Below are 12,501 nucleotides of genomic sequence, written 5' to 3'. Positions count from 1 at the left end.
AGGGCGTGAATCATAGCAAACCTGTGCCGATTTAGAGCATGTCAGGGTTCTGCATGAATATCGCTCATGTTGTCGGCAGTCATGGCCCGGTAGAATCACCGCCACTTCACAGACCGCACGCCTTGAATCGGGACCCGATACATGTCACTTCGTTTGATCGTCAGCGCCGTCCTGGCCTTGATAGCCAGTACCGCGCAGGCTGACGGCCGCGCTTCGGCGATTTCCTATACCCGCGATATCCAACCGATCTTCACCGAGAAGTGCGTGGCCTGCCATGCCTGCTACGACTCTGCTTGCCAACTCAACCTTGGCAGCGCAGAGGGCGCGGCCCGTGGCGCGAGCAAGGTGCCGGTGTACGACGGCGAGCGTAGCCAGGCCACACCGACTACACGGCTGTTCTATGACGCGTTCGGCAAACAAGCCTGGCAGCAGAAGGGCTTCTATTCGGTACTGGATGCCCAGGGCAGCCAGGCTGCGTTGATGGCACGTATGCTGGAGCTGGGGCATAACGCGCCATTGCCACCCAATGCCAAACTGCCCGACGAGATTGTATTGGGCCTGAACCGCCAAAACATGTGCGCGACGCCCGGCGAGTTCAACGCCTATGCCGGCGCCCATCCCAAGGAGGGCATGCCGCTGGCCGTCACCGGCCTGACCGACCAGCAATACCAGACCCTGCAACGCTGGCTGGCCTCCGGTGCGCCGATTGATGAGCAGAGTCTGGCTCCCAGCACCAGGGAAGCCTTGCAGGTGCAGCAATGGGAAACCCTGTTCAACCAGCCGGGCGCCCGGCAAAGCCTGGTGGCGCGCTGGTTGTACGAGCATTTGTTCCTCGCCCACATTTACTTCGAAAACGGCGAGCCGGGGCATTACTTCCAGTGGGTGCGTTCGCGTACGCCGAGCGGGCAGCCGATCGACTTGATCGCGACCCGTCGTCCTAACGATGACCCAGGCACTCAGGTCTATTACCGCCTGTGGCCGGTACAGGGCGTGATCGTGCATAAAACCCACATCACTTACCCGTTCAGCGCGGCGAAAATGGCACGGATCAAAGACCTGTTCTATTCCGGTGACTGGCAGGTGAGCGCCTTGCCGGGCTACGGACCGGGGCGCCGTGCCAACCCGTTCGAAACCTTCGAAGCCATACCGGCCAAGGCGCGTTATCAGTTCATGTTGGATAACGCCGAATACTTCGTGCGCACCTTCATCCGCGGTCCTGTATGCCGTGGGCAGATCGCCACGGACGTGATCCGTGACAACTTCTGGACACTGTTCCAGGAGCCGGACCATGACCTGTACATCACCGATGCCCGTTACCGCGGCCAGGCCACGCCATTGTTGGCCATGCCTGGGCAAAACGATGATGTGGGCAGTGTGCTGGGCCTGTGGCTGGCCTATCGCGACAAGCGTAATCAGTATGAGGCGTTGCGCCGCGATAGCTACGCAGATGTGCCGCCGCCGAGTTGGTCGAGCTTGTGGGCGGGTAATGACAATGCCTTGCTGACCATCTTTCGCCATTTCGACAGCGCCTCGGTGACCAAGGGCCTGATCGGTGAGGTGCCGCAGACGATGTGGCTGTTCGATTACCCACTGCTGGAGCGCACTTATTACCAGTTGGCAGTCAACTTCGACGTGTTCGGCAATGTGTCGCACCAGGCCCAGACGCGCTTGTACTTCGACCTGATCCGCAACGGCGCCGAACAGAACTTCCTGCGTCTGATGCCGGCCGACACCCGCGAGGACTTCCTTGACGACTGGTACCAGAACAGTGGCAAGCTCAAGCTGTGGCTGGACTATGAAGCCATTGATGACGACAAGCCCACGGGGCTGCATCTGGACGAGAAAGATCCCAAGCGCGATTTTGCCAACCAACTGCTGACGCGTTACGGCGGTTTGAACGTCAGCCCGGACCCGATCAACCGCTGCACCGGGGCCTATTGCTCGCGCACCGGTATCGACCCGGCCTTGCAGGACGCCGAACAGGCGCTTAGCCGCCTGACGTCGCGCCCGGCGGCGGGGCTCAAGGTGATCGACCAGTTGCCCGAAGCCACCATGCTGCGCATCGAAACCCAGAGTGGCCAGCGCGTGGTCTACAGCATGCTGCGTAACCGTGCCCACAGTAACGTGGCTTTCCTGTTGGGTGAGGCTTATCGCTACCAGCCGGGCCTCGACACACTGACCATCTATCCGGGGGTGATGAGCAGTTACCCGAACTTCATGTTCAACATTCCAGCTCAAGAGGTGCCGCAATTCGTCACGCAAATGGAGCAGGCCAAGGATGCCAAGCGGTTTGAGAAAATAGTCGATCGCTGGGGGGTACGCCGCAGTCATCCGCAGTTCTGGCAATACTTCCACGATTTGTCGCGGTACATTCGTGAAACCACGCCAGTGGAAGAGGGTGTATTGGACATGAACCGCTACGAGAATCTATAACTACTGTATTGGTCCGGTCATTTCTCCAAGTGAGCGCTGAAGCAGTCGGATACCTACCTACGGACTGGACAGGGGACACCGATGTTGATTTCAGTGCAGTTTCTACGCGCCTTGGCGGCATGGAGTGTGGTGGGCCACCATTTCATGCAAGGGTTTTTCAACTTTGAAGCCAGCAACGCGCTGGAATTTCTGTTTGTCGACAAAGGCGCCATTGGGGTGGATGTGTTCTTTGTCATCAGTGGCTTGGTGATTTACCTGGCGACTGCCGACAAAGCGCTGAACCCCGGGCGTTTCATGCTGATGCGCGTGGCGAGGATTGTTCCGGCGTATTGGTTCTATACCCTGCTCATGATTCTCGTGGTTGCCGTTGTGCCTGCGATCTTTCCAGAGGCTCGGCTCGAACCCGGTCATGTACTCATGTCGATGCTCTTTATACCGGCCCAAAACCCGGGAGGCTTCGGCGTCTACCCACTGCTCGATGTCGGGTGGACACTGAATTTCGAGATGCTGTTTTATTGCCTGTTTGCCTTTGCCTTGCTGGTGCCCGCGGCCTATCGCTTGTGGGTGGTAGCAGCGCTGCTGTATCTGGTGTGCTACATCATCACTCCCGCCGTTGACCTGGCCAGTGGCTTCTACCATGAGGACATTATTTTCGAGTTCCTGATGGGCGTGGTGATCGGCATGCTGTATCGGCGCGGCCTATGCCGGGCCAAGCCGTGGCTGGCATTGTTGGGTATCGCAGCGGCCCTGGTGGCTATTGATCATGGCGCGGACATACCCCGAGCCCTGGAGTGGGGAGTGCCCAGCGCGATAGTGGTCTTCAGTTGCGTGGCACTGGAACCTTACTTCCAGGGCGCGCGCTTGTTGAAGGTGCTCGGGGATTGCTCCTACTCGGTCTATCTACTCCACGTGTTGGTGCTCAGCGCCGGGCGTTGGATCGCCGACCGCACGGGGATCGACCCTTACGCCATATTGCCTGGATGTATCGTCATCATCGGACTGGGCGCATTTGTGAGTTACCAATGGCTGGAGAGGCCTGCCTACCGCACGCTCACACGCTGGTTTGGCGTTGATGCTCCGGCACCCCTTTCGACAGCGCCTCGGTGACCAGGGATCTGGTCGGCGAAGCGCTTTACAAGTGGCCGGTCTCAGGGCTTCAAGTACTTCCAATAGCTTTTGCCATAGTCCATCAATAACTCGGTCCCGGCCGGAATATCCCGCCACGCGACAATGAATACCATGTATTTACCTACGCACAGGGAGCCGACGTTCTCGATACCGACATCGGTAATGCCCGGTACCTTGACCGCATTGATCAGGCTCAGCGTATTACTGTTGCCGTGGCCGCTAATGCTGGCACCGCTGGTGTTGGTCTGAAATAGATATGTGCCGACCGCCGCTTCACCCTTTTCAAGTATTTCGGTATTCACCGAAGCTTGGTCCAAGTGCAGCTTGCCGGTGTACGGCCCCAGCACATCGAACCGCTTGATGTCGGTGCGGGCCACGACCGAGAGTCCGCGTTCCGTGCCCTCGTTGAGTTTCTTGACCTCCAGCAATCGATCGAGCTTGCGATGATGGTTGCCCTCCTTGGAGATCCATTCGCGAATGCTCTTGGTGGCAGCCTCCTTGACTTCCACATGTTGCATGCCGATGAACTCATCGAAAAAGCCGTTGGCATCGGTAATTTTGATGTTTTGCAGTGGGCCTTCCAGTTCCAGGGTCAAGCTGCGCCTGACATCGTTTGGGTCCTGCAGGATCGGTGCGTTGTTGTTGATTTTATGGTCAAAGGACGCCGTGATTGAAGTGGAGCGCCGGCGGGCAGGGACGGCCTCTTCATCCAGGCGCGGATGTTTCGAGCCGCCTGCCGTAGGTGGCGGAGCGGGGCGTTTCCTGGCGATCGGTTGATCCAGCGGGCTCCTCTGCCCGAAGATCAACATTTCCCTGCCGGCGCGGGTCATGCTGCCATTGTCATTGACGTAGGCGCTCCAGATCACCGGATTGAGGTTTTTCTCATCGACAAACGTGAGCACGGAATGCCTTGAACCAGGGGTAATGTAGTGCTTGTGCCATTCGTCCAGGTGTTCAGGTGTCAGTACGGTGAATTCTCCACCGTTGGCATGCTTGGCGAGCACTTTGCCGGCGGCGCGATAGCTGCCATCGAGGTTGACGTACTGTGCCAAATCCCGTGGGTCCAGGTTATGGTCAGCGGCGAAGCCTTCAAGGGTTAGGCTGTTGCGTTCTCGTTGCGAGCTGTTGCGCCAATGCTCCAGATGGTCGTGGGTAATGGCGGTACGGGCGGTTCCCGCACGGTCGAGCATCTGTTGCCCTCGGGGTGTCAACGTGTCGCGGCTTTTGACAAATTGGCGGAATGCGGTGGGGTCCAGATTGTAGGTCTTGATGAAGGTGTCCAGGGTTTTTTTCAAGGCGTGTTCACTGGATTCGGTCCATTTCTGCAGGATCGAGGGGGTCACGACGTTCGTGACATCCGGCGCGCCACCCGTGACTTTGATCTGGCTTGAGTACCAATGCCCCGGTTCTACGGAGGATAGCGTGATCGACAGGTCGCGATTGTTCTTCGGGTTGACCATGACCACCGAGAAGCTGTTGTCGGCGCCCGCGGCGGTTTCCTGGATAAATCCATAGGAATTGTCACGTACCTGATACACCGCGATCTTGCCCTTGTCATCGACATTGCAGATGAACTTCTGGTTGTAGTCCGCGCGGGAGAAGATACCGCGTGCGTCGGGTTTGAGACCGCTGATCAACTGAGGGTCGACGGCGTATTGACGGATCAACGGGCTGCTGTTGCTGATCACCGTGATCGGTTCGCGATAACGCGGGCCGAAGGCTTTATTGGACGCGGCATCGATGAGGCGAAAATCTGGCGCGTCGAGGCTACCGACGTTACGCATCGGAATGTCAGGGAAACCGTCGACGGTAAAGAGTCGATCGCCGGCCTGAAGTGGCTTCCAGGTCGTGGGGTCAACTGACTTCATGTGGCGGGCAGCGAGGGTTCCATCGCGTAGGAGGGCGACCCCGCGTTTCGTCTGGCGCATGGCAATACGGCCAAGCTTGACCAGTCCAAAGCGCGCCAGCCTGAGCAGGTTGGGTACCGCCGCCAGGGGGTTGAGTTCCTGCAGAACTGAAATCACCAGCGTGCCTGTCAGTTTTGCGAGTTTTGGCAAGGCCAGGCGCAACCCGGTTTTCCCGGCCTGGATGATCAGACGGCTGGAGCCGGCAACATACCTTCCGACCGGCAAGGCAAAAGACACGAAGTCGATGGTCAGGCTCGCGATCCCCGGTTTGATGCGCTGGGGATCCCCGGATGCGAGGTCGTCAATGCCGGCCCAGAAGGGAACAAATACCTTGCCCCAGAACGTCATGTCTTCCAGTACATCGCGGCCGATGTCCATTTCTCGTGTGCTTTTGCGGGTCTGTTCCAGGAGCGCTTCTTCGTCGCGGAAAAACAGCTCTCGGGCGATCATACTCGCCAATTGTTCACTGCGCGGGGCATACAGGGTATTAGGGGCGAACGATTCGATTCGACGTCCCAGGGCATCGATGGCCGGCAATGTTTCGCCGACTTGCTCAACGATCAACTCGGCCTTGCGGCCTGCAACAGGGGTATTGCTCTCCTTGTAGGCATTTGGATCAAAGGGGACTTCGGTGGCCAACCTGTATTTACACCAACTCATCGCATCGCGTAGTTCTACGACCTTGCCGTCCAGCGGCAGGGTCTTGATGTCAGGACGTCGACGAATCAATCCGGCGAGGGGGAACACCTCGATGTAGTTGGCCTGGAAGGGCTGGCGTGGTTTTACGATTCGAAGGATGAAACCTGCCCGGTAACGAACGGCATCGGTCTTGCGTTTGTCTTCATATTCGACCGGAACCTTGTCCAGGGCTTTTCGCAATGAGTACACCGTGATTTCGTCTTGATCCACATTAAGGGTGTCAGAACCCAGGTGGGCAAGCAGGGATTGGATCAAGACCTTGTAGGCGTTCCTGGGCGTCTCAAGGGCCTCACGGAAAGCTTTGTCGTACTCGGCATCCGACGCCGAGCGCCAACGACTGGGCAGCTTGAGCGCAAGATCGCGGACTGCGTTGAACACCTCATGCTCATGTTGCTCGAGGGCGGCTACGGCTTGGGCAAGTTCCTCACGGGAGTGGCCTGACTGCCGAGTGGCAATCAACCCGTTGGCTTGCGCCCAGTAAACGCTCGGCGCGAGCTTGGCGGCCGCTACCAGTGCTTGTTGCTCGGGGCTGTTGGCATGGGCGCTATAGTGTGCCGCTGGCAGGTTGAGCAATTGTTCGAAGGTCATGTGGCGCGATGAGCCTGGTGCCAGCGCTTCGGCCAGAAGGAAACCGCTTCTGAAGTTGACCCAGGCAGTGGTGACACCGTAGGGCAGGTCCTGGGGAATATCGGCGACCCATACCTCGCTGGCGATATTGGCCTTGGCCACGCACATCACCAAGGGTGTCGACTCAGGGCTGATCGACAGGGCGTTTTCAAAGCGCCGGGCCAAAGAATTGCGGATCGACGAATAATAAGTTCCCGCTGAGATGAACAACTTCAATTCATTATCAATGGACGCTTGAGGTGCGGGGATGATCGTCAGCCATAGCGCGCGCCAGAGTAATTTCACTAGAACCGGCTGTGGGCAACTTTCGTGCTTTTGGCTGCCATACCAGCCCAACGCCGTGGCTATCCGTTCGGCCAGTGCCAGGTTCTGCGGGCTGTTGAGAATCTGCTCAAGCAAGACCGTTGGTGTCGTTGCGAGCAGTTCCTGCTGCGATGGGGAATAGTGCTCAGGCAATACTGTACGGAACAGAGATCGGCCGGTTTCCTTTTCGATTTGGCGGGTCACCTCCTTGATAGTTTCGTCGGCCGGTGCATCCAACAAATGCTCCAAGTCGCTTACGTGGCCGTCGTGTCCTAGTCGCTGCAGAACGCGGTGCTCCTGCAGGCCATAGAGCACCGATTTCCACTGTGCGGTGGTCTTGGGCTGTGGGGGGGCGATGGAGTAATACTTGAAGACCAGATCAAGCCTTACCGAGCCATCGGCTTTGAGTCCATTGCCCACGCGGCGGTTGATGTCGAGCAATACATCGACGTCGATGGACCAATAAGTGGGGACATGTCGAAGGACCACGGCGTGGTCGTCGATGCTGAAAACTTCGGGAAGAGCGGGCATCGGCGGGCGGGTGCTGCTGAGCATTGTCGAGAGCAGGTCGTAGAGAAAGTCCCGCCCCAGTACGGAATTGTCAGGCTCTGGTTTCTTGCAGAGGAACTGTTGAAAGTCTTCATCCTCCTGCAGTTTTTTCAGCACCCGAAAGGCTTCCTTGCACTCGCGACCCAATGCGGAATCTTGCGGGGGGTAATAATAACAATCAGAAGCGGGTGACGACTTCAGTGGGATGCGTGCGGTCACGTAATCAATCAAATGGTCCAGATGCGCTGGCTGTTCAGGCAAACCCTTGAAATGGAAACTCTGCATAGCAATATTCATTGAATCCTCACAACCAATAGCCGAAGAGGATTCACTATATTCAGCATGATTTTGCGGGAGGCCTATATAACTAGGTGCAAGGCAGGCGTTGGCGATCGATCTGTTTTCACGGGCAATGGGGCGGTTGTTCGCCATCGGTCAGGGGGATAGGGGGCTTTTCCGACAAAAATGCTCGGACTTTGTACCTGCGTAATAATTTGGCGTAAACTGCCGGCAAGCCTGTGAGGAGTTTCCATGACTGCCATAACCATTACCGACGCCGCCCACGATTACCTGGCTGACCTGCTGTCCAAGCAGAACACCCCGGGTATCGGCATCCGCGTCTTTATCACCCAGCCCGGCACCCAGTACGCCGAGACCTGCATTGCCTACTGCAAGCCTGGTGAAGAGAAGCCTGAAGACACCGCCCTGGGGCTGAAAAGCTTCACCGCGTACATCGATGCCTTCAGCGAAGCTTTCCTTGACGACGCTGTAGTCGACTACGCCACCGATCGCATGGGCGGCCAGTTGACTATCAAGGCGCCCAACGCCAAGGTGCCCAACGTTAACGCCGACAGCCCGGTCAATGAGCGGATCAACTACTACCTGCAAACCGAGATCAACCCGGGGCTGGCCAGCCACGGCGGTCAGGTGAGCCTGATCGACGTAGTGGATGACGGTATCGCGGTATTGAAGTTCGGCGGCGGCTGCCAGGGTTGCGGCCAGGCGGACGTGACTCTGCGCGAGGGCATCGAGCGCACCTTGCTTGAGCGTATTCCTGAGCTCAAGGGTGTGCGCGACGTGACTGATCACACGCAGAAAGAAAACGCCTACTACTGAGTAAGGTGTTCACTGCGAGCTTAAAAGACGGCGCCCCGTGAGCGCCGTTTTTTTATGCTCTAAATTCAGCCAGCTATGATGATTGTCTGATAGTTTGGATTGGCTGTGGTTCAGTCCATATCTTCAAGGACGATAGAGGTGGGCGTGACCTGCGCGGTACAGCGAGGATTCGCCAAAGTTATCATTTGCCAACACCCGCCCGACCACAATCAGCGCCGTACGCCGAAAGCCTTTAGTCGCGACCTTCTGGGCAATATCACTCAACGAACCCACCACCCAATCCTGGTCCGGCCATGTCGCGCGGTGCACCACGGCGATCGGGCAATCTGCACCATAGTGCGGCAGCAGCTCAGCGACGATCCTGTCCAGATGATTGACCCCCAAGTGAATGGCCATTGTCGTGCCGTGCCGGGCCAGGCTGTCGAAGTCCTCACCCGCCGGCATGCTGGTTTTATCCGCATAACGGGTCAGGATCACACTCTGGGCAATGTCCGGCAGGGTCAGTTCGGTTTCCAGCAACGCCGCGCAGGCAGCCACCGCCGTGACCCCGGGAATGATCTGAAAGGGAATGCCCAGCTCGCGCAAGTGACGGATTTGCTCACCAATCGCCCCATACAGGCTCGGGTCGCCGGAGTGCACGCGCGCCACATCCTGGCCTTGCGCATGGGCGGCTTTGATCACGTCGATGATCTGTTCCAGGTGCAGCTCGGCACTGTTGACCACCTGGCGTGCCTGATGACCTTCCAGTACTGCCGCAGGCACCAGCGAGCCAGCGTAGATGATCACCGGGCAGCTGCGGATGAGCCGCTGGCCCTTGACGGTAATCAGTTCCGGGTCGCCGGGGCCTGCGCCGATGAAGTAGACGGTCATGGGGAATTCCTGTTGAAAAAACGGGCGAGCATGAAGATTGCTCATGATCGAGAGCGGCAATTATCGGGATTTTAACCGGCGCAGGCTAATGCAAGGGTGGCCTGGATGGTTTTCTTGCGGGTGATGAGCAGGTGGGCAGGGCCGTGGGCGAGTTGCTCGGCCAAGGCCAATGCGGCACTTTCGGCGATGCCGTAACAGCCGGTATGGCTAAATGCTACGTCTGATTTGTGGCTCAGCCGATGTTCAAAGCCGGCCAGTTGTTCGGCGCTGAAACACTGCAAGGGCAGGCTCAATAATTGGGCCAGGGCCACCAACCCCGGCTCAGCCTGTTTGCGATCAATGCTCGCCAGCGCGGTAATGCGTTGGCGTTCAATGCCGCCTTCGGCGAGGGCGCTATCAAGGAGTTCCAGCAGGGTTCGGACATCACAACCCCGCTGGCAACCCAGGCCGACGACGAGGGTCATGCCGAGTAGTGTTCGTCGCGGTTACGGCGAAAGAGCCAGGCACTGATCAGACCAAGGGCCAGCCAGAACGCCACATTGGTCAACTGCGACGCGATCTTGAACTGGGCTTCGAGGGCCTCCGGGGCCAGCATGGAGTGGACTTCCGGCTGCGGAGCGCCAATCACGTGGGGTACGGCGACGATCGCCACGCCCAGCACTTTGAGCAACCAGCCGCGACCGAACACCAGCAAAGCAATGCCAGCAGCGGTAGACGCGGCAGTGCCGATCCACCAGATCTGCCGTTGCGCCAGATCAGCGGCGGCGGTGCCCGGCAGTTCAGGCGGCAGGCCCAAGGTCGGCGCAAGTACGAATGTCGCGTAACCGGCCAGGCCCCACAGTAGCCCTTGAGCTGTACGGGTTGGTGCGCGCAGGGTGTACAGGCCGGCCAGCATCAGCGCAAACCCGACCGCAACGACCAGGTTGCCACCGGTGGTCGACAGCACGCGCTGCCAGCCATCTTCCGGCTCCCAGGCTTCGGCGTCGTGGGTGTGGGCAGCGGTGCCAGCAGCATGTTCATGGGGGACTTCGGCAACAGCTGGAGCCTTTTCAAAGGTCTCCGCCTGCAAAATCAACGGCGCGACCCACAAGCTTTGCAGCAGGGTCAGCAGCAGGGCGGCCAATAAGCCGGTGAACCCTGCGGTTTGGGCAATACGCTTGATCATGTCGGCAGGTCTCAGTGGCACGGGAACGCGGCGCTGTGGCGGGTATCGTGGGCCGCGTTGTGCACGGCTTCGATATGGGAGAAACCGGCGAAATACACCAGGCACGCACCAAGGATTGACGCACCGATGGCGGCGGTCAGGCGTTGGCTCAAGGTGGCAGTGCTGCTGGCGGAGTGCGAAGTGCTGCTGATGATCGACATGGCGCGTCCCTTTCAGGTATCAGGGTGAAACGAGCGCATGAAAACCCCGCGAGCCAGGCACGCAGGGTTCTGAACAGCGCCCGCCCACCGCGGGTTTGTTATCTGATATTTTCGGGCCGGTCTCCGGGCTTGCGAGGGGCGGCTCTTGATAGAGTCCATCCTGACAAGCGTCTCCTTCCCATGCACAGCACAGTGGATTTGACGCTTCGCTCGCTTACCGTTGCGGGGGCAGCACCGGACTGGCCATAAGTCTATGACGCACCGGTTTCCCGTTTCACCCTGTGAAGGGCACCCGAAACAAGATGTGTAGGAGAGCATGACGCAGTGATGTGCGTCAAACTGATACGTAGTGACGAACGCAGCTTGCCTGTCGAAACCTTGCCATCTTGTATCAAGCACCGCCGACTGTGTTGTATCTGACCGAACTAATCAGGTGAGTCGGTAATCCAGCAAAATCGCAAAGTGCTCTCCCATATAAGTTGGCTTTGTTAACATGTGCTCGATGTTTTCAATATCAAATCTCCCATCTTCCGCGCCGGGCCGGCCATGGTCACCAATTCCGATATCTAACTCACGAAGTACCCGAGGGTTCTGCAGGAGTATTTTGGCATAGAGGGTTGCCTCGGCGGAAAAAGCTCTGGTGGTTGGTATTTGACCTGCCGCTTCTTTCAATTCGTTAAAGTTTACAAATCGGTCGTTTTCGCCTGCGGCGTACTCACGAAAGTGCTTTTTTATCCCATTTATCAGATCGTCTTGGAAGCAATGGAGTAGGGGGCCACGTTTGCTGATCCCTTGTTCCACAAGGCTGCTCATAAGCGGCTCTGATCGTTTGAATCGCGGTAAGTTGCCGCGAGCGTTCAGGGCTGCGGGAGGGTTGTCCTGAGAATCCAGCGGCGCACGCCCAACAGCGTCAGCACTGACGGGCTGTTTGTTATTGAGTGCACCCGTATTGTTAAAAAGAGCGAGGGGGGTGGGCGCGTTAGAAGTCGATATCAGCATGATTCATTCCTGAAGCCAATGGATTAAAATTCGCCACATTTCAAAAACACTCCGCTAATTGCGAAATGGCAGGAGTCTCTGTATGAAATGAGCACTGCTGCGTGGTGTCGTTCTGCGCGTCCGTTCCGTATTGAATATGACATCATATTGCAGGGCGCTTTTGCGGGATCGGCGCAAGCGTTACAAAGACTGAGTTGGTCAAGGCACAGGCTGGGTAAGTTTATGCTTTAGGCGGCGCGACATTGACCCGCTCCGTTGCACTGCGTAGCCTTGCACCCTCGAGGTTCTTCGGCCCAGGTCGAAGCTAAGAAGGGAACGCGGTTCAAGCCGCGGCTGCCCCCGCAACTGTGAAGGGTTCAGTTGACTGCCACGCCACTGCCGAGACGGCGGGAAGGCGCAGTCAGCGTTGGTCACAAGACCTGCACGCCCCAAGCCAGGAGACCTGCCTCGTCACCGATTTTCCAATTCAACCGGGCGGGGTGATCCGGTGACGAAATCCGCTGCT

The 12,501-nt window shown here is 58.1% G+C and carries 9 protein-coding genes and 2 riboswitches; of the genes, 3 read left to right on the top strand and 6 right to left on the bottom strand.

The window, feature by feature from the left end; all coding sequences use genetic code 11:
- Positions 1 to 141 precede the first annotated feature (141 nt).
- Positions 142 to 2,433, top strand: coding sequence for a fatty acid cis/trans isomerase (locus JH25_RS24770; protein ID WP_032875951.1), 2,292 nt, complete (start codon positions 142 to 144; stop codon positions 2,431 to 2,433).
- 81 nt (positions 2,434 to 2,514) lie between these two features.
- The gene (locus JH25_RS24775) at positions 2,515 to 3,540 is read left to right on the top strand and encodes an acyltransferase family protein (protein WP_032875949.1); all 1,026 of its coding nucleotides are present in this window, start codon (positions 2,515 to 2,517) and stop codon (positions 3,538 to 3,540) included.
- 41 nt (positions 3,541 to 3,581) lie between these two features.
- Here JH25_RS24775 and JH25_RS24780 read toward each other — a convergent pair whose 3' ends face one another.
- On the bottom strand, positions 3,582 to 7,763 hold the full coding sequence (locus tag JH25_RS24780; protein ID WP_236648012.1) for an SET domain-containing protein-lysine N-methyltransferase: 4,182 nt from the start codon (positions 7,761 to 7,763) through the stop codon (positions 3,582 to 3,584).
- A 414-nt stretch (positions 7,764 to 8,177) separates the two neighbouring features.
- Between JH25_RS24780 and nfuA the strand changes: the two genes are divergently transcribed.
- The gene (gene nfuA / locus JH25_RS24785; protein WP_003190728.1) at positions 8,178 to 8,762 is read left to right on the top strand and encodes a Fe-S biogenesis protein NfuA; all 585 of its coding nucleotides are present in this window, start codon (positions 8,178 to 8,180) and stop codon (positions 8,760 to 8,762) included.
- Positions 8,763 to 8,885: 123 nt separating this feature from the next.
- Here nfuA and cobM read toward each other — a convergent pair whose 3' ends face one another.
- From cobM to JH25_RS28875, 5 genes are all read right to left on the bottom strand, one after another.
- Positions 8,886 to 9,632, bottom strand: coding sequence for a precorrin-4 C(11)-methyltransferase (cobM, locus tag JH25_RS24790; RefSeq protein WP_032875945.1), 747 nt, complete (start codon positions 9,630 to 9,632; stop codon positions 8,886 to 8,888).
- 71 nt (positions 9,633 to 9,703) lie between these two features.
- Positions 9,704 to 10,096 (bottom strand): cobalamin biosynthesis protein, encoded by a 393-nt coding sequence (locus JH25_RS24795; protein ID WP_032875943.1) that lies wholly within the window; start codon positions 10,094 to 10,096, stop codon positions 9,704 to 9,706.
- The gene (locus JH25_RS24800) at positions 10,093 to 10,797 is read right to left on the bottom strand and encodes a CbtA family protein (protein WP_032875940.1); all 705 of its coding nucleotides are present in this window, start codon (positions 10,795 to 10,797) and stop codon (positions 10,093 to 10,095) included. Before JH25_RS24800 ends, JH25_RS24795 begins: the two co-directional genes overlap by 4 nt.
- A gap of 11 nt (positions 10,798 to 10,808) precedes the next feature.
- Positions 10,809 to 10,997: a CbtB domain-containing protein gene (locus JH25_RS24805; RefSeq protein WP_032875937.1), complete on the bottom strand. Its 189-nt coding sequence runs from the start codon at positions 10,995 to 10,997 to the stop codon at positions 10,809 to 10,811.
- Positions 10,998 to 11,094: 97 nt separating this feature from the next.
- A riboswitch (cobalamin riboswitch) is annotated at positions 11,095 to 11,308 on the bottom strand.
- Positions 11,309 to 11,426: 118 nt separating this feature from the next.
- Positions 11,427 to 11,996, bottom strand: a complete 570-nt coding sequence (locus JH25_RS28875) for a hypothetical protein (RefSeq protein ID WP_177327389.1) — start codon at positions 11,994 to 11,996, stop codon at positions 11,427 to 11,429.
- A 264-nt stretch (positions 11,997 to 12,260) separates the two neighbouring features.
- A riboswitch (cobalamin riboswitch) is annotated at positions 12,261 to 12,460 on the top strand.
- Positions 12,461 to 12,501 lie beyond the last annotated feature (41 nt).

The sequence above is a fragment of the Pseudomonas sp. BRG-100 genome, from assembly GCF_000737955.1.
Classification (GTDB): Bacteria; Pseudomonadota; Gammaproteobacteria; order Pseudomonadales; family Pseudomonadaceae; genus Aquipseudomonas; species Aquipseudomonas synxantha_A.
Note: the sequence above shows the minus strand (reverse complement) of the source record. Positions and strands in the feature narration are given on the sequence as shown.